This window comes from Microbacterium stercoris (assembly GCF_017592545.1).
GTDB lineage: Bacteria > Actinomycetota > Actinomycetes > Actinomycetales > Microbacteriaceae > Microbacterium > Microbacterium stercoris.
Genome location: NZ_JAGFOA010000003.1, coordinates 119,339 through 137,134, shown reverse-complemented (window position 1 = coordinate 137,134; position 17,796 = coordinate 119,339). Strand labels below are relative to the sequence as shown.

14 protein-coding genes are annotated in these 17,796 nt (G+C 65.9%); 6 read left to right on the top strand and 8 right to left on the bottom strand.

What is annotated here, in order from left to right; all coding sequences use genetic code 11:
• Positions 1 to 45 precede the first annotated feature (45 nt).
• A complete protein-coding gene (locus J5V96_RS08415; protein WP_208502730.1) occupies positions 46 to 1,341 on the bottom strand; it encodes a nucleotide sugar dehydrogenase in 1,296 nt (431 codons plus the stop codon).
• Between the two features lie 78 nt (positions 1,342 to 1,419).
• On the opposite strand from J5V96_RS08415, the gene J5V96_RS08410 reads away from it, so the two are divergent.
• The 3 genes from J5V96_RS08410 to J5V96_RS08400 all read left to right on the top strand — a co-directional run bounded on the left by J5V96_RS08410 (position 1,420) and on the right by J5V96_RS08400 (position 5,048).
• Complete coding sequence (locus tag J5V96_RS08410) at positions 1,420 to 1,845, top strand: VanZ family protein (RefSeq protein WP_208502728.1); 426 nt, start codon at positions 1,420 to 1,422, stop codon at positions 1,843 to 1,845.
• A gap of 97 nt (positions 1,846 to 1,942) precedes the next feature.
• Positions 1,943 to 3,730: a DUF4012 domain-containing protein gene (locus J5V96_RS17025; RefSeq protein WP_208502726.1), complete on the top strand. Its 1,788-nt coding sequence runs from the start codon at positions 1,943 to 1,945 to the stop codon at positions 3,728 to 3,730.
• A gap of 394 nt (positions 3,731 to 4,124) precedes the next feature.
• Positions 4,125 to 5,048: a glycosyltransferase family protein gene (locus tag J5V96_RS08400; RefSeq protein WP_208502724.1), complete on the top strand. Its 924-nt coding sequence runs from the start codon at positions 4,125 to 4,127 to the stop codon at positions 5,046 to 5,048.
• A gap of 4 nt (positions 5,049 to 5,052) precedes the next feature.
• Here J5V96_RS08400 and J5V96_RS08395 read toward each other — a convergent pair whose 3' ends face one another.
• The 6 genes from J5V96_RS08395 to J5V96_RS08370 all read right to left on the bottom strand — a co-directional run bounded on the left by J5V96_RS08395 (position 5,053) and on the right by J5V96_RS08370 (position 11,920).
• Positions 5,053 to 6,252 (bottom strand): polysaccharide biosynthesis protein, encoded by a 1,200-nt coding sequence (locus J5V96_RS08395; protein ID WP_208502722.1) that lies wholly within the window; start codon positions 6,250 to 6,252, stop codon positions 5,053 to 5,055.
• A 73-nt stretch (positions 6,253 to 6,325) separates the two neighbouring features.
• Positions 6,326 to 7,459, bottom strand: coding sequence for an acyltransferase family protein (locus J5V96_RS08390; RefSeq protein ID WP_208502719.1), 1,134 nt, complete (start codon positions 7,457 to 7,459; stop codon positions 6,326 to 6,328).
• Positions 7,456 to 8,655 (bottom strand): O-antigen ligase family protein, encoded by a 1,200-nt coding sequence (locus J5V96_RS08385; RefSeq protein WP_208502717.1) that lies wholly within the window; start codon positions 8,653 to 8,655, stop codon positions 7,456 to 7,458. Before J5V96_RS08385 ends, J5V96_RS08390 begins: the two co-directional genes overlap by 4 nt.
• Positions 8,656 to 8,667: 12 nt before the next feature.
• Entirely contained in the window at positions 8,668 to 9,807 is a 1,140-nt protein-coding gene (gene wecB / locus J5V96_RS08380) for a non-hydrolyzing UDP-N-acetylglucosamine 2-epimerase (RefSeq protein WP_208502715.1), read from the bottom strand.
• A gap of 2 nt (positions 9,808 to 9,809) precedes the next feature.
• Positions 9,810 to 10,904: a polysaccharide biosynthesis C-terminal domain-containing protein gene (locus J5V96_RS08375; RefSeq protein ID WP_208502713.1), complete on the bottom strand. Its 1,095-nt coding sequence runs from the start codon at positions 10,902 to 10,904 to the stop codon at positions 9,810 to 9,812.
• Positions 10,901 to 11,920: a polysaccharide biosynthesis protein gene (locus J5V96_RS08370; protein ID WP_307793566.1), complete on the bottom strand. Its 1,020-nt coding sequence runs from the start codon at positions 11,918 to 11,920 to the stop codon at positions 10,901 to 10,903. The genes J5V96_RS08375 and J5V96_RS08370 overlap by 4 nt, the downstream gene beginning before the upstream one ends.
• A gap of 229 nt (positions 11,921 to 12,149) precedes the next feature.
• Here J5V96_RS08370 and J5V96_RS08365 point away from each other — a divergent pair, with 229 nt between their 5' ends.
• Genes J5V96_RS08365 through J5V96_RS08355 form a run of 3 tightly spaced genes read left to right on the top strand, consistent with a single transcriptional unit; the run spans position 12,150 to position 15,834 of the window.
• Positions 12,150 to 13,325, top strand: coding sequence for a DegT/DnrJ/EryC1/StrS family aminotransferase (locus J5V96_RS08365; RefSeq protein WP_208502709.1), 1,176 nt, complete (start codon positions 12,150 to 12,152; stop codon positions 13,323 to 13,325).
• Between the two features lie 11 nt (positions 13,326 to 13,336).
• Positions 13,337 to 15,232: a GNAT family N-acetyltransferase gene (locus tag J5V96_RS08360; protein WP_208502707.1), complete on the top strand. Its 1,896-nt coding sequence runs from the start codon at positions 13,337 to 13,339 to the stop codon at positions 15,230 to 15,232.
• The gene (locus J5V96_RS08355) at positions 15,229 to 15,834 is read left to right on the top strand and encodes a sugar transferase (RefSeq protein WP_236014672.1); all 606 of its coding nucleotides are present in this window, start codon (positions 15,229 to 15,231) and stop codon (positions 15,832 to 15,834) included. Before J5V96_RS08360 ends, J5V96_RS08355 begins: the two co-directional genes overlap by 4 nt.
• Before the next feature lie 55 nt (positions 15,835 to 15,889).
• Here the strand turns inward: J5V96_RS08355 and J5V96_RS08350 are convergent, their stop codons facing one another.
• Complete coding sequence (locus J5V96_RS08350; protein ID WP_208502705.1) at positions 15,890 to 17,779, bottom strand: polysaccharide biosynthesis protein; 1,890 nt, start codon at positions 17,777 to 17,779, stop codon at positions 15,890 to 15,892.
• Positions 17,780 to 17,796: the final 17 nt, after the last annotated feature.

Below are 17,796 nucleotides of genomic sequence, written 5' to 3'. Positions count from 1 at the left end.
GCGTTCTCCTTGCTCAGATCTCGAAAGTCAGTGGTCGGCGCCTGGTCAGGAGGCGGTGCCGACGACGATGCGGGGGGTGCCGGCCCACACGGCGGCGTCGGTGGCGTTGCGGCCGTCGACGAGCAGCTTGATGCCGGGCAGGTCCGCGGCGGTGATGGTCTTGTAGTCGGCGTGGTCGGTCTGCACGATCGCCAGATCCACCGGCTCACCCAGCGTGTACGGCGCAAACCCGAGACCCCGCAGCTCCTCATCGGAGTAGATCGTGTCGTGCACAAACACCTCCGCACCACGCGTCTTCAACGCCTCGACCGTCGGGAACACGCCACTGAAGGCGGTCTCCTTCACGCCGCCGCGGTACGCAGCGCCCAGCACGACAGCCTTCTGGCCGGTCAGGTCTCCGAGGATGCCCTCGGCCTGCGCCACCAGACGCTCCGGCATCGACGCGTTCAGCTGACGCGCCACGCGCACGATGTCCGCATCCGGGTCGGTCGACAGATACAGGCGCGGGTAGACGGGGATGCAGTGACCACCCACGGCGATGCCGGGACGGTGGATGTGGCTGTAGGGCTGCGAGTTGCACGCCTCGATGACCTTGTACACATCGATGCCGTGCGAGGCAGCGAACAGACCGAACTGGTTCGCCAGACCGATGTTCACATCGCGGTAGGTGGTCTCGGCGAGCTTGGCCATCTCCGACGCCTCGGTCGACCCGAGATCCCACACGCCGTTCGCGCGGGGCAGGTCGGTGCGCTCATCGAACTGCAGCACCGCCTCGTAGAACTCCCGCGCCCGACGGTTGCCCTCCTCCGACAGACCGCCGATCAGCTTGGGGTACTTGCGCAGATCCTCGAACACCCGACCCGTCAGCACACGCTCCGGCGAATACACCACATGGAAATCGGTGCCCTCAGTCAGGCCCGACCCCTCCTCCAGCATCGGCTTCCACCGCGTCCGGGTCGTCCCCACCGGCAGCGTCGTCTCATACGAGACCAGCGTGCCCGGGGTCAGGTGCGCCGCCAGCGACTTCGTCGCCGCGTCCATGTACGTGAAATCCGGCTCCCAGGTCTCGTCGTTCACAAACACCGGCGCCACCAGCACCACCGCATCCGCACCCGGGATCGCCTCGGCGTAGTCGGTGGTGGCCTTCAGCTTCCCCGCCGGGATCAGCTCCGACAGCTTCTCCTGCAGATGCGCCTCCCCCGGGAACGGCTCCACACCCGAGTTGATCGTGTCGACCGCCTTCTGATTGACGTCGACACCGATCACATCGTGACCGGAAGAAGCGAACTGGACGGCAAGGGGAAGGCCGATCTTTCCAAGGGCCACGACAGCGATACGCATGGGTTTCAGCCTATCCGGGGCGTCAGGTCGACCTCGCTGCTCGGAGGGACCACGTCCGCCCGGGATACGCTCGCCCGCATGGACGACGCCCCCGCCCGCCGGATCACCGCCGCCCACGCAGCGAGGATCCTGCTTGTTCCGTACTCGGTCGCGGTCGCGTTGATCGTCTGGCTACCGGCCGAGGACGCCGGCCGAGTCACCGGCATCCTCGCCGACTGTGCTCGACTGCTGGTGCCCCTGGGCGTTCCCGTTGAGGTGGGCTACCCGCTCCTCGAGTTCGTGGCGAACATCGCGCTCTTCGTCCCGCTCGGCCTGCTGGTGCAGCTCGCGTGGCCGGGTCTGGGCTGGTGGCGCATTGCACTTCTCGGGCTCACGACCTCGGCGCTGATCGAGGGCGTGCAGTTCGCGATCCCCTCACGCTTCCCCACGGTGTCCGACCTCATCGCGAATACGAGCGGATCGGTGGTCGGCTGGGTCATTGCACACGCCTGGGCCCGTCGTTGAGCTGCCGCGTCAGCATTCACCAAGCCCTTCCCACTAATCTCGCTCCGGTGGGCTCGCCCCCACCCGATGCACCCCCCGGCAGAGAGCGAGGCCTGCAGTGAGCCGTCGAGCAGCGCGAGAGAACCGCGACGAAGCGATCGAGAAGAAGCGTCGACGCCGCTGGCGCGCGCTCTGGATCTCGCTCGGCGTGTTCGTGGTGCTCGTCGGCATTGTGGTGGCTGGCGGCTTCGCGGCCAAGCGTCTCTACGACCAGGCGATGAATGTCCGCGGCCACCTGCAGTCGGCGATGGCCGATGTCAGCGAAGTGAAGAGCGCGGTGCTCGCACTCGATACGACGAAGGCGCAAACCGCCGCCGCTCGGCTGGCGCAGAAGACGGCGGCTGCGAAAGCGGGCACGCAGGGGCGCCTATGGGAGTGGGCCGAGAACGCCCCGTATCTCGGGGACGACCTCGCTGCGGTGCGCCTGGTAGCTGAGACCACCGACAAGCTCGCGACCGATGTCGTCACACCCGCCAGCACTCTGAGCCTCGCGGCCTTCCAGCCGAAGGAAGGCCGAATCGACGTCGCCGCGATTCAGAACCTTCTCGCACTGATCGACGACATCGACGCCGGTGTGACCGAATCAATCGCAGCCCTGGAGCCGATCGACCGAGAGGCGCTCATCCCCGAGGTCTCAGCGGGCGTCGCGCAGCTCGACGACGCACTCGGTGAGATCCAGCCGTTGCTCAGCCCGGTGCGCGACGTGGTCTCGGTTCTCCCGAATGCGCTTGGCGCAAACGGCCCCCGCAACTACCTGCTGATGTTCCAGGGCACGTCCGAGGCTCGCAGCCTCGGCGGCAACGCCGCCGTATTCACTGTGCTCGAGGCAAACAATGGTGCGCTGAACACAACCGCGAGCATCACGAGCTTCGACTTCCGCCAGCCGACTCTCGAACCGGTCGTCCCGCTCGACCCGGAGGCGGTCGCAATCTACGGCGAGAAGATCGGCAAGTGGACGCCGGACTTCACGATGGTGCCGAACTTCCCTGAGGCCGTGCGGATCCTCGACGGCTGGTGGGCGCGCGAGGGGTTCCCACCGACGTCCGCCGTGCTGTCGATCGACCCGGTGGCGCTGTCGTATATCCTCGCAGCGACCGGCCCAATCACCCTTGAGACAGGCGATGTGCTGAGCGCCGAAAATGCGGTTTCGCTGCTCCTCAATGAGGTCTACTTCAAGTACAAGAACCCACTCGACCAGGACAAGTTCTTCACGGCCACCGCTGACGCGGTGTTCGGAAAGATCACCAGCGGCCAATTCGCCCCCGCCGCCCTGATCGCCGCGGTAACGAAGGCCGTCGAGGAGCACCGCCTTCTTTACATCAGCGATGATGCGGCCGAGATGGAGCTCGTCGCGAAGACCCCCATGACGGGTGTGGTTCCTGCCGATTCGGCGGACAAGAGCGTGCTCGGGGTGTACGTCAACGACAACACCGGCTCGAAGATGAGCTACTACCTCGACATGGCGATCAATTCCTGCGTGCAGGACAACGCTCTGCGAGGCCAGGTCACCCTGACTTCCAACATCTCCCCCGAGGCCGCGGCGAACCTTCCGAAGTACGTATCCGGGCCGTATTTCGAACCGGGCACCATCAGTTCCTACGTCGCCATCTACGGCCCGGCGGGCGCACAGGCGATGGACGTCCTCATCGACGGCGCTCCTGCACAATTGCTCAGCAGCGGTCAGCATCTGGGAAGGCCCGTGTTCAAGGTCGAGATCCTCAACCGATTCCAGAGCGCGCACACGCTCACCTTCACCTTCAGCGGGAGCCCAAACCCCCTCGGCGAGACCGACGTGTGGCACACGCCTATGACGCGGGCGACCGCGGTGACGGCGACGTGCGACTGAGCTCGCCCGCGCCAGGTCGGCCTTACCCGGGTTGATAGCCTGAGACCTCTGTGCCTGCGCACCGCGCCCCACGACGTCAGGAACCAGCGAGATGAATGCCGATGCCACCGGCCAGGTCGTGAAGACCGATGCGTGGACTCTCACCGTCCCTGCTCACGTCACCTCGGAATCGCCGCTCGTGTGTATCCCGACGGTGCATCCTCGCGGGGATCGCCGAATCATTCGGTGCGCCCAAGTCGCTCTCGACGCGGGTCACCGCGTCGCATTCGTCTGGCTCGGCACCGGCACCCCCAGCACGCATCCGGCCATCCAAGAGCGACTGCTCCCGCCGCCGGCACACACAAGGCAACGACTGCAAGCTGTCAGCACGGTTGGCCGTGCGGGTCGATCTTTCATGGCCGACAAGTGGCACATCCATGACTTCTACATGCTCGGCGAGGCGCGGAAGTGGAATCGAAAGAGCCACCGCCCTGTCGTCTACGACGTGCACGAATACTACGGCGAGTATTACGCGGGAAAGCTGCCGCTGCCCGGGCCGGTCCGCAGGGCAGTCGCCCGGCTTCTCGACTCGTATCAGGCCCGGACGACCGCGAAGATCGGCGGAGCGAACCTCGTGGCCGCGGAGATGAGTCCTGCATACGCTCGCTATGGTGCGCCCTACACGGTCTCTCCGAACTACCCCTCGAGCGCGCAGTTCGCCATCGACATCAAGCCTTTCGGCGAGCGTGCGAACCGGGTCATCCACACGGGCTCCCTGACCCATCTGTATGGAGCGTCGCTGCTCGTGAAGCTCGCCGCGCGGTCCCAGGAACGCGGGCTCGACTTCAGCTTCTCGGGTACGGCCAGGTTTCCTGATGAAGTCACCGCCGCCGAGTTCGACGAGGTCCTGTCCGCGCACGGGAACCCGACGAATCTCACGCTCCTCGCGCCCGTGCCGGCCCACGATGTCGCCCCTCTGCTTCAGGACTACGCGTTCGGGTTGTCGCTACTGTTGCCGACCTACCCACAAGTCGATCTCGCCGTACCGAGCAAGGTGTATGAGTACGCCGCGATGGGTCTCGTCATTGTGACCACGCCGGGCGCGAGCCTCCGCTTCGCTCGGGATCACTCCGTCACAATCGAGCTCGATCCCGAGAATCTGGATGCCGCTCTCGACGCGATGCTCGGGGTTGCCGCCAGTGAGACGATCGAATCGGACACCGCGGTTCACGCGTCCGAAGCGCGCAGCTCGACCACATGGGAGGGCACGTGCGCTCCCGGCCTGACCTCGCTCTACGCCGCTTTGGACGCGGACCTTCGCTTCCGTCCTGCGCCGTAAGGGGTCAGACGCTGTGGGAGCGGGGCGTGCCGATCACGAGCCAGACGTGCACCGCGTACCCGAGGACCAGCACGATCGACACCGCCGACACCATGGCGACGGCGTCACCGCCGACCAGCACCACTAGGGCAGCCACGCCGAAGACGGCGGCGAGGCGAACCATGTCCCACACGAGTTGCGTCCGTTCGCGCCTCTGGATGACAAGACACTGCGAGAGCGGTCCCGCAACGAGCTGAGCACCGATCTGGGGCGCCATCGCCGCCACGTAGAGGCCGACGCCGTCCCACTCCGGCCCGAGGAGCGCGGAGAGCGGCACAAGAGGTGCCGCAAGAAGAGCGGCAGTTGCGACCAGCCCCAGCGGCAGGAGACGCCGCAGCCAACGGATTACGACCGCCCGGCTCGCCCCCAGATCCGCACGAGCCGCAGCACCGAACTGGGCGATCACAACAGGAAGCACGGCGGCGACGGCGAGCCCCGCGGGGGCCAGAGCGAGTCTTTGCGCCACAGCCAGCTGACCAGTCGTCTCGGCTCCGAAGAAGCCCTGCGTGAGCATGGGCAGCGCCGCCACCACGGTCGCGTTGCCCGCTGCCGCGGCCGTCAGCATCAGCGCGCTTCGGACGATCTGGCGTCCCCGCCCCGGTTTGAGCTTCGCAGCGGGGAGCGCGCGCAGTCCCCGGCGCGCACTGAGCGCCTGCACACCGCCGGCCGCCAACAAGCCGAACGCCGCTCCGGTCTGCATACCGACCGACGGTGCGGGAACGCCGAGCGCGATCTGCACCGCAGTCTGGCCGACACCCTGAACGGCCTTCGCCGCCGCGATTCCACGTAGCTCTCGCAGGCGGGAAGCTATCTGCAAGGACAATCCGACCGAGCTGATGCCAATCGCTGTCAAGGCGGTGAAGACGGTGTCCAGCATGGAGAACCCGAGGATGAGTCCGGCGACTGGTGAAAGCGCGGTCGCCATGACGATCATCAGCATGGAGGCCCGGCGAGTGAGCCACCGAACCTCTTCGTCCTCAGCGCTGGAGAGCAGGAGTTCCAGGCGCGCCGTGCCGACTGCGCCGATGACCCCGCCCGCGGCCAGAACGGCGGCCGCGGTCCCAATCTGCTCTGGGCTATAGATTCGCGACAGGAGCGGTGTGGCGAGATACACGGCGCCTTGGCCGACGACCAGACCTATAGCGATCATCGCACTGGGGCGCATCTCGGTCTTCCTGACTTCTTCCTCGGCCGTGCGCGCACGGCGGGTGACTCTCGACGGGCGACGACTCAGCGGCTCACGCGCGCGCTTCGGCTGCCGTCGAGGGCGCGTCGACCGCGGTGCCGTCGACCGGCTTTGACCGACTCGAGTACGGCTTTCGGCTGAGGGCCGGCCTCTCGACGAATCGCCAGGAGAGGAATGCGATCGCGATCGAGATGACGAAGACAACCAGCACAAGCAGCGTGCCATCGATCGGCCAGTTCCGTGCCCCGTAGAAGACGAGAGCGTTGACCACGATCATGTGCCAGATATACGTGCCGAAGCTCAGGTCGCCCAAACGGCTGGTGATCGTCGAGAAGAATCGAGGTCCCTTATAGCCGAACCACATGGCCGCGTAGGAAAGGGGGATCGCCGCGACCGCGCGCGTGATCACCGACCCGTCGGCGCCCACGGGGATCTTGTCGATCACGAAATAGAGGACGATCGCAGCCAGCGCGATCCAACCCGACTGAATGACCTTCGGCCAGGCGCGCGTCCAGAACATCCCGAGCGCGAAGTACCAGAGGTAGGGCAGGAACGTCACGCCATAGACCTTCCACACCATCGGCTGGGCTTCGGTGCCGCCGACCGACGCATAGAGCACGATCCCGGCAGCCGCCACCACGAAGACGAGTGCCAGCGCCACAGTCCAGCGGAGCCGAGCGATGAGCATCACGAGCAGAGGAACGATGACGTAGAAGGAGACTTCCATCGGAATCGTCGGCAGGCTGCCGTTGATAACGCCGACGCCGTAGTCCGAGAGTGCCGGCGGCGTATAGACAGGCGCGAGAAGCAGGTTGCTCGCGACGTACGCTCCGTAAGTCGGCGTTGCCACCTCAGCAGGGGCCACGGCGCCGGTCGCGACGAAGAAGATCGTGATCACCACGATGTACACGTAGATCGCCGGCATGATGCGAAGCGCGCGATTGGCGTAGAAGCTGCGCCAGGGCAGCCCGTTCTCCCGGCATTTCTCGCCCGAACGGTAGACCATCATCCCCGACAGGATGAAGAACAGCGGGACGCCGCCGTTGAACCACCAGTTGTTGCCCTCGTTATGCCACAGGAAGTTCGTGTCCAGGTGGATCACGGCGTGGTGCACCAGCACCGTCGTGGCGGCCAGAAGTCGCAGGAAGTCGAAGTTGTTCCTTCGAGCGGCGGGGGTGGCTGTCACGCAGACATCCTAGCTATCGACTCCTGCTTAGCACCTCTGAACTCGGGGGCTGCTGCCAGCGCCGCGGTCAGGGCCATCGTGACCCAGAGCATGCGATTGCCGGCGATGTCACTGGAGAACTGGGCGTTGACCAGTGCATAGACGTACAGCGCCAAGACGACGAGCGCGATCCTGTCCGGCTTTCGGGCGAAGCGTCGCACACCGGCCACCAGGACAGCCGCTGTGACCACGACCATCACGATGAGCGCTATGAGCCCGCCCTCCGTGGCTACCTCGAGATAGAGGTTGTGCGCGTATGGTGCGTCGTCGCCGTCGTAAAGGAAGTCGCCGACGTAGTAGAAATTGCCCCAGCCGACGCCGAGAGGTGCGCCGCGGAATATGTGCCACGCATAGTCGTAGATGTTCCCACGGCCCGAGTCTCCTCGCAGGAGGTCGCCGCCAAAGGGGAAAAGACCTGACGTGATGCCGAAAGCGACAAGACCGACCACCACACCCGCGATGAGCACGATCCAGCGGGTGCCCGTCTTGCGGGCTCGCAACAGGAGCAGCAGTGCGAAGGCGATACCGACAACGGCGGACAGCAGCGGGCCCCGACTGAGCGTCAATGCGGTCGCGACGGTGGCAAGCAGGCCGGCGCCGACGATGATGAGGCGGCGCTTCGACGCATAGATCGCGTAGATAGCCGTGATCACGATCGCGAGGCCCGTGACGCGCGAGACCCCGATCGGGTTGAGGGCGAAGAGTGTGCCGCGGGAGTTCACTGTCGTCTCGCCCACGAGCAACGACAGAACCGACGCAGCGATACCGACCGCCAATGCGATCGAGACGAAATAGCTGGCACCTCTGTCTACGCTGGCGAAACTCGAGACGCCAAGAGCGAAAACCGCGATGAGGGCTATGGCCGTCAGTTTCATGACCCCGTACGAAGTCACTCCACCAACGAACACACCGGGAACAGCGCTGATGAGAACGGCGAACGCCCACATCCACGCTCTGGGCGCCTGGAACACGTTCCGCAGACGCGCAAGGAACATCAGCCCCAGGACGCCCAGCGCGAGGTAGAGGTAGTCGAAGCCTGCCACTTCCTGCGCCGTTTCAGGAAGGATGAGGTTCCCCAACGCGGCCACTGCGAGAGCGAGGGCGAGGAGTTTATCCCCTCCTCTGCCCTTCACCTCCGACTTCGACGTGGGAGTCAATGTGCGCGCACCTCAGCCGTTCTGCGTCGGCACACGCAGCCCAAGTCGCTGACGGTGCGAGTGCGCCGCCGACAGGATGAACGACGTCGCGCGCCAAGCGGTGTTCTCGATCTCGTAGCCCGCGGGAAGCGTGCCCGCCGTGGCGGGGCCAGCGAGGCGCGCCTCGACGGCGCGCAGCACGTTGTCCGGGTAGATGCCCGTCGTGATGATCGCGCCAGAGTCCTGGGCCTCGGGGCGCTCGATGAAGTCGCGCAGGGTCACGGCGGGGAATCCGAGGATGCTCGACTCCTCACTGATCGTTCCGCTGTCCGACAGCACCAGCTTCGCCTGCTGCTGCAGCTTGATGTAGTCGTGGAAGCCGAACGGCGGGTGGAATCGAACGGCGTCGCTCTCCTCGATCCCCAGGGCCTCGAGGCGCTTGCGCGTGCGCGGGTGGGTCGAGACGAGCACGGGCACGCCGTACTCGGTGCTGAGCGCGTGGAGCGAGTCGACCGCCGACTGCAGGCGCTCGGGGTTGTCGACGTTCTCCTCGCGGTGGAGGCTGACCAGGAAGTACTCCCCCGCGGTCAGCCCGGCGCGCTCGACGGCGTCGCTCGCCTCGATCTGCTCGAGGTTCTGGTTGAGCACCTCGCGCATGGGAGACCCGGTCATGATGACCTTCGCCGGGTGCAGGCCCTCGGCGAGCAGGTTGCGACGCGCGTGCTCGGTGTAGACGAGGTTGTAGTCGGCGACGTGGTCTACAAGGCGACGATTCGTCTCCTCCGGAACGTTCTCGTCGAACGAACGGTTGCCGGCCTCCATGTGGAACACGGGAACCTTCTTGCGCTTGGCGATGACCGCCGAGATGCAGCTGTTCGTGTCGCCGAGCACAAGGAAGGCGTCGGGCTTCTCTTTGTCGATGACCTCTTCGGTCTTGGCGAGGATCGTTCCCAGAGCGGCACCGAGCGATGAGGTGTCAGCGTTCAGGAAGTGATCCGGACGGCGCAGACCGAGGTCCTCGAAGAACACCTCGTTCAGCTCGTAGTCGTAGTTCTGACCCGTGTGAACCAGGATCTGCTCGGTGTGCTCGTCGAGCATCTTGATCGTCGCGGCGAGACGGATGATCTCGGGGCGGGTGCCCACGACGGTCATCACCTTGAGCTTGGCGGACATGGTCAGACGACCTCGGCAATCGTGTCGGGGTTCTCGGGGTTGAAGATGTCGTTCGTCCAGAACGAGGTGTACAGCAGCTCATCACCGATGTTGGTGATGTTGTGCGACCACATCGTCGGCATATCGATGGCGCCGGGAGCGTCTCCCGAGACCTCGAACGAGACGACCTCATCAGAGTACAGACGGCGCAGCGAGATCCTCGCCCGCCCCTGCAGCACGGTGAAGCGCTCGATCTTGCGACGGTGATAGTGCTCACCGCGCGTCACACCCGGGACGGTCGTCGAGAACGATGACTGACCGGGGCCGCCGTGCGATCGGATGATCTCGAAGAACGATCCGCGGGCATCGGCGTGACGCGTGAGGCTGATCGGCGACTGAGCCGGGAACGTGTACGACCGGAAGGTGTTGAACAGATCGCGGTCGAAGACGTCGCTCACATCCGGGATCTCACCGCTGCGGTAGACCTCGTTGTATGCGGTGAGGCGAGCGAGCAGCCCGGTCACCGTCTCCTGACGCTGAAGGTCGGCAATCGACGCGAGCGGTGCCACGCCCGACAGCAGATCGGCCGCGTTCTGCGCGTGCAGAAGGGTGAGTTCCTTGTCGTTCTCCACCGTGGGGCTCTCGCCGCTCGCGATCAGGTGGCTGAAGGTCGCGGTTACCGCGTTGTAGAACGGCCGGCCATGCTCGCCGAACAGGTTCGGAAGCAGCACATCGACGAACTCCGCGCCGATCTCGGTTGCGGCGGAGGCGATGATCTCGGCCGCCTTGGCCTTCGCGTCGCCGTAGACGGATCCATTGGTCGACTGGGTCGAGTTCGCGTAGACGACGACCGGCGGCGGCGTCTTCGCGCCGCGAAGAGCCGCGGCGAACTGCTCGGCGAAGCCGATGTTGCCGGCCTCGACCTCGTGGTCGCTTGCGCGGTTGACCCCTGCGATGTGGATGGCGCGGGCGCTGCCGTCGACGGCCGCCGTCGCCTGCGCGAGATCGAACGCATCGCCAACCGGCACGGCCTCCGCCGCGAGGCCCTGCTCCTGCAGCGCCGCGCGCAGGTGCCACCCGAGGAAGCCACGAGCCCCGGTGACGGCGTAGCGGGTCACGACGCCGACGAGGCGGTCGCGGGCAGCCCGGCCAGGCGCAGCTCCTCGCGCACCTCGGGGAGCGTGAGCAGCAGCTCCTCCACCTCGGGCACGGTCATCTGCTCCACGGTGTGCGAGTCGTAGTCCTCGAAGCGGTTCTGGGCAGTGTCGCCCTCCTCGAAGTACACGCTGTAGTTGAGGTCGCGGTTGTCGGCCTGGACACGGAAGTACTCGCCCATGTCACGAGCGCGCGACAGCTCCTCGCGGGTGGCGAGCGCCTCCGAGAGCTTCTCGGCGTGGCGAGTGCCGATCACCTCCACCTTCGCGTCGGAGCGGAAGAGGTTCAGGACGGCCTGGGCCAGGTTGCCGATGGTGGTCGACTTCGCCTTGCGAACGAAGAGATCGCCCTGGTTCGCGTTCTGGAAGGCGAACTCGACCAGATCGACCGAGTGCGCAAGCGACATCATGAAGCGGGTCATGTCGGGGTTCGTCACCGTGATGTTGTTGCCCGCCTTGATCTGACGAACGAACAGCGGGATCACCGAGCCGCGCGAGTACATCACGTTGCCGTAGCGCACACACGACACGGTGGTGTCGGTGTTCGGGTTGTTGAGGCCGTACGACTGCGCGACCTTCTCCATCAGCGCCTTCGACATGCCCATGGCGTTGACCGGGTAGACGGCCTTATCCGTGCTGAGCGCCACAACCGAGCGCACGCCGTGACGGTCAGCGGCGCGCACCACGTTCTCGCTGCCGTTGACGTTCGTGCGCACGGCTTCCATCGGGAAGAACTCGCACGAGGGCACCTGCTTGAGGGCTGCCGCGTGGAAGATGAAGTCGACATCGCGAGTGGCGCGATCGACGCTGTCGTAGTCGCGCACGTCACCGACGTAGAACCGCAGACGCGAGTCCTTGATCTCGTGCCGCATGAGATCCTGCTTGGCCTCGTCGCGACTGAAGATGCGGATCTCCGCCACGTCGCGCTCCAGGAGCTTCTTCGCGACTGTGTGTCCGAAGGATCCCGTTCCGCCGGTCACCAGAATTCGTTTGCCAGCGTATGCCTGAGTCAAGATGTCACCTTCGAATGCCGTACGTGAGTGCGGTAACGCGCGTGGGTCGCTGCCCCGGGAAGGGCACGACTGCGATGATAGCCTGGCCACGCCCCCGAACGCGGTGGCCAGAGGCCGGGTAGGGCGTATCCACCCAGAGCCTCCATGCGCGCTCAGCCGCATGTGACCAGCGACTCAACCCAGGGACGGTTGCACCATGTCTGCAGGACACGACTTCATCCCCTTCGCGATCCCAGACATCACCGAAGCCGAAGTGCAAGCCGTGGCTGAGACGGTCCGGTCAGGCTGGCTCACGACAGGTCCGAACGCAGCCGCGTTCGAACGCGAGTTCACGGAGTACCTCGGCGCCGAGGACCTTCACGCCGTGGCCGTCAACTCGGCGACGGCGGGACTTCACCTCGCCGTCGAGGCGCTCGGTCTCGGCCCTGGCGATGAGGTGCTCGTCCCGACATGGACGTTCACCGCGACCGCGGAGGTCGTGCGCTATGTCGGCGCGACCCCGGTGTTCGTCGATGTGCTCCCGGACACCCTCAACATCGATCTGGATGCGGCCGCCGCTCTCGTCACACCCCGCACGAAGGCCATCATCCCCGTGCATTTCGCCGGGGTACCGATCGGGACCGCTGCTCTCGCCGAGTTCGCGTCGGCCCAGAGAATCGATGTCATCGAGGACGCCGCTCACGCGTTTCCCGTGCAGGATGCGGGCAGGTTCGTCGGTGACAGCGCCAGCCGCGCGATCGTGTTCTCCTTCTACGCGACCAAGACCATCGCCACCGGCGAGGGCGGCATGCTCGTCACCCGTGACGCCGACCTGGCCCGCCGCGCGCGAACCATGCGCCTGCACGGAATCAGTCGCGACGTCTTCAATCGGTACGCCTCGCGCCAACCGGCATGGCAGTACGAAGTCGTCGCGCCCGGTTTCAAATACAACATGACCGACATGGCAGCGGCGATGGGCCGTGTGCAGCTGAGCCGCGCCGAAGAGATGCGCTCGAACCGTCGGGCGATCGCCGAGCGCTACCACGCCGAACTCGCGGACCTGCCACTTTCCCTGCCCGTGCGGGTCGACGACCCGACGGGTCACGCTCATCACCTGTTCGTCGTTCGAACCACTGATGCGTCCCCGCTCGGCCGAGACGAGATCATCGAGCAGCTCGCGGCTCGGGGTGTGTCCACCAGCGTGCACTTCATCCCCTTGCACCTTCACCCGTACTGGCGGGACACGTATGATCTGGCGCCCGGAGACTTCCCGGTCGCGACCGATGCGTTCGCGCGTGCATTCAGCCTTCCGTTCTTCTCCTCGATGACGGATGCCCAGGTCTCCCAGGTCATCGGAGCCCTGCGCGAGCTTCTCGGCGCAGACGCAGACTGAATCGGCTCACTATGCGCATCGGCATCTTCACGCAGTGGTACGACCCCGAACCCGGCCCTGCGCGACTTATGGGAGTGCTCGCACGCGAGTTGGCGGCCCGTGGGCACGAAGTCCACGTACTGACGGGGTTCCCCAATTACCCCTCGGGCCGGATCCAGCCGCCGTATAAGCAGCGCGTGCTCATGCGTGAGGTCATCGACGGAGTGCACGTCACCCGGGTTCCTCTCTATATGAACCACGATCGGTCTTCGATCCGGCGCATCCTGAACTATCTGTCGTTCGGAGTCAGCTCCGCCGCAATCGGCGTTCCGCGCCTCCCGAAGCTCGACGTGGTGTGGGTGAACTACTCGCCCATCACTCTCGCTTTCCCCATGTGGGCGCAGCAGCTGGGGCGGGGAACGCCCACCGTATGCGAGGTGGCCGACCTGTGGCCTGACACCGTGCTCGTCTCCGGGTTGAGCGGAGCCGGTGCACTGGTGCGCCTGGGCGGACGTGTTCTGAATGCCTGGTGCAATGCGATGTACCGGTCAGCCGACGCCGTCACCTACATCTCGCCGAGTGTCGGCGCCATCCTGGCCGATCGTGGAGTCGATTCACGGCGTCTCCACTTCATCCCCAAGCCGGCGGATGAGCAGATCTTCCATTCAGGCGGCGTCTCGCGCCGCGGGAGCTACGGCATTTCGGACTCGACGACGGTTCTCGTCTATGCCGGCGCATTGGGCGAAGCGCAGGGCCTCGACACGCTCATCGACGCGGCCGCGCGCGTGGCCGATGAGGACTTCCTCGTGCTCCTCGCCGGCTCGGGCACGCATGAGGAAGCGCTGCGCGCTCGAGCGTCCGAGCTCGGCGTCACCAACGTCCGTTTCCTCGGCCGCCTTTCGCACACCGAGATGACGGACCTCTACGCCACCGCCGACCTCGCGTACATCAGTCTCGCTTCGCATCCCCTCAGCAACGCGACGATGCCAAGCAAGACGCAGGCCATCCTCGCGAGCGGAACTGCGGCCCTTGTGGCCGCCGAGGGAGACGTGGCTGACGTCATCACCGCCGCGAGCGGCTTCACCGCCGCTCCGGGAGACGTGGAGAGCATCGCTGATGCGATCCGACGCGCAGTGTCCTCCGGACGGCCGGTACTCGCAGAGCTCGGTCAGAGATCCCGCCAGGCGTACGACGAGCGATTCTCGGTCGCGCGCACGACGGACACCGCCGAGGCGCTTCTTTCCCGCATTGCTGGCGCGAAGCGCCCGTGGAACCGTCGTCTACGACCCACCTCGGAGGCATCCCGCCTCGGCGAGAGCATCAAGCACTCTGACGCTCGCGCGCTCGCACGCCTGCACCGCCGCGCGTTCCCTGACTTCTTCCTCTCGCAGCTCGGCGAGTCATTCCTCGTGCAGTTCTATCGGGGCTACGTCAACGACCCGACCGCAGTCGTCGCTGTCGAGCGTGACCACCGTGGCGAGCCGATCGGTGTGGTCGTCGGATCCACAGAACCCGAGGGTTTCTTCGGCCGCTTGCTGCGGCGGCGGCTGCTCGGCTTCGGGCTCGCGGCCGCAGGTGCAGCTCTCCGCCGACCCGCGGCGATCCCACGGCTTCTTCGTGCCATCCGTTACCGTGGCGACACCCCGAGCGGGTCAGATGGGGCGCTGCTCAGTTCGATCTGTGTCGACCCGGAGGCCCGCGCCGGCGGCGTCGGAAGCCGCTTGCTGTCGGCGTGGGCGGCCCGCGCACGTGAACTGGGTGCCACGTCGGCGTACCTTCTCACCGATGCACACGAGAACGAAGCGGTGAACAGCTTCTATGTGCGCAACGGCTGGGTGTTGCGCGACACGGTGACGACCCCTGAGGGGCGTGTGCTCAACCGCTACGCCCGACAGCTCGATGAGACGCCGAAGGATGCCGCGCGATGACCCTTCGTGAGCTGCCCTTCCGCGTGCGCGACGTCCTCATCGCCGGTAGCGCGCTCGTCGTTCTGAGTCCCGTTCTGGGAGCCATCGCGGTCGCCGTGAAACTCGATTCGCCGGGGCCCGCTCTGTTCCGCCAGCAACGCGTAGGCCTGCGCGGCCGCACGTTCGAGATTCATAAGTTCCGCTCCATGCGGACGGACGGAGTCGGTCTCGCGATCACCTCCTCCGGTGATCCCCGGGTCACCCGCGTCGGTCGATTCCTTCGTGCGAGCAAGATCGACGAGTTGCCGCAGCTGTGGGATGTCGTGCGGGGCGAGATGAGCATCGTCGGACCTCGCCCTGAGGTCCCGCACTACGTTGACAGATGGCCAGCAGACCTGCGGCGTGAGATCCTGTCCGTTCGCCCGGGCATCACCGACCCTGCCACCGTCATCCTGCGCAGCGAGTCGGAACTCCTGGGTGCCGCAGAGGACCCCGAACGGCTGTATATCGAGGAACTGCTGCCGCTGAAGACGGCCAAGTACGCCGAGTACGTACGCAGCCGGTCGATGTTCGGCGACGTGAAGATCGTGCTGCAGACGCTCAAGAAGATCGTTCGCCCCTGACGGATCGCTGCGAAGGGGCGCCACTCTACGAGCCGCGTCCTCTCTTCTGGCGCGTTCAGGCGGTGAGCGATTTCCCGGTCGGGATCGAGACGAACACCGACGTGTCGTTGTCGCGGGGTGCGGCGAACATCCGGTCCATCCAGCCCTGGTAATCGAGGCGCTCGGGCGTGATGACATCCGCGCGAGTGTGCGACACCTTGGGGTGGAAGGGGCGCTCGAGGTTCTCGCGCGCGCCGACCAGCTCTTCGTGCAGCTTCTCGCCGTTGCGCAGGCCCGTGAAGACGATCTCGATGTTCTTACCCGACATGGCGATCATGCGCTCGGCGACCTCGAGGATCGAGACGGGCTCGCCCATGTCGAGGATGAGCACCTCGCCGGCGCGGCCGATGCCACCCGCCTGGATGACGAGCTGGCAGGCCTCGGGGATGGTCATGAAGTAGCGCGTGGCCTCGGGGTGCGTCACCGTGAGCGCCTTGCCCTCGCTGATGAGCTTCTGGAACGTCGGCAGCATCGAGCCTCGGCTGCCGATGACGTTGCCGAAGCGCACCGAGAGGTAGCGCATGCCGGTCTCCTCGCCCGCCCACGCGGTGAGCTTCTCGGCGACGCGCTTGGAGTGCCCGAGCACACTCGTGGGGTTCGCGGCCTTGTCGGTCGAGACGTTCACGAAGGTCGTGACCCCCGCGGCACGGGCAGCGTTGATGACGTTCAGCGTGCCGAGCACGTTCGTCTTCCACGCCTCATCCGGATACTGCTCGAGCATCGGAAGGTGCTTCAGCGCCGCGGCGTGGAACACCACCTCGGGCCGACGGTCTTCGAAGATGCCGGTCAGCACATCGACATCGCGGATGTCGGCGAGGATGACGTCCTTCGTGTCGAGCAGGCCGTGCCCGGCGGTGCCGAGCTGGGCGAGCTGCAGACCGGTCTCGTCGCGGTCGAGCATCATGAGCTCGCTCGGACCGTACTTGGCCAGCTGACGGCACAGCTCGGATCCGATCGATCCGCCCGCGCCCGTGACCAGTACGCGCTTGCCCGTGATGTAGCCGGCGACGAGCTCGACGTTGGTGTCGACAGGATGGCGGCCGATGAGGTCTTCGATCGAGATGTCGCGGATGTCGGAGGCCGACTGCTCGCCCGTCATCATCTGGTTCAGCGGAGGAGTGACCACCACTCGGAGGCCGGCCTTTCGGCCCCGGTCGTTCAGCTCACGCAGAAGGGTGCTGTCGGCCTTGCCGATCGCGATCGCGAGCGTGGTGGCGCCCGTCTGCGCGGCGGCATCGGCGATGTCGCTGGTGCGACCGACCACGGGCACGCCTCGCAGATGGAGCTTCTTCTTCGCCGGGTCGTCATCGAGGATGCCGACGGGGCGGATCGGTGAAAGCGGATCCGTCGTGATCATGCTGAGGAGCTTGTCCGCGACGAACCCCGCGCCCACCACGAGGGTCGGCTCAGCGGTCTCGTCCGGGCGGCGACGATTCTCCAGGTAGAGGCGCGCGCTGTACCGGACACCGAACATCGCCAGCAGAACCATGGGTGCTGCGAGAAGAGGAGTGCCACGCGGCAGGCCCAGTGCCGTTCCGAAGAGCACTGTGAGCAGAGTGAGGACAACCGTCTGAGCGACCACGATCGCGCTCAGCGCACGCACTTCTTCGAACGACCCGTAGGTGTGTCGTCCCTGATAGAGAGCGGTCAGGAAGCCGATGATGATCTGCGCCGCGCCGGCCAGAGCGCCGAGACCGAGCGTCGCGGCCCAGCCGCGAGCGTCCATCTGGAACTCGAATCGCAAGGCAACCGCGAGAACCACACCGATCACCCAGGCCAGGGCATCAACGATCGCGGCAACTACGCGACGGCGCTGCTGCGCTGCCTGCGCAGACCCGGAGAACAGGATCGACTCGGGCGTCGACGCCTCTGCGCCTTTGCCTGTATACACGTCTACACGCGCCATGCTGTCGCCCCCAACAG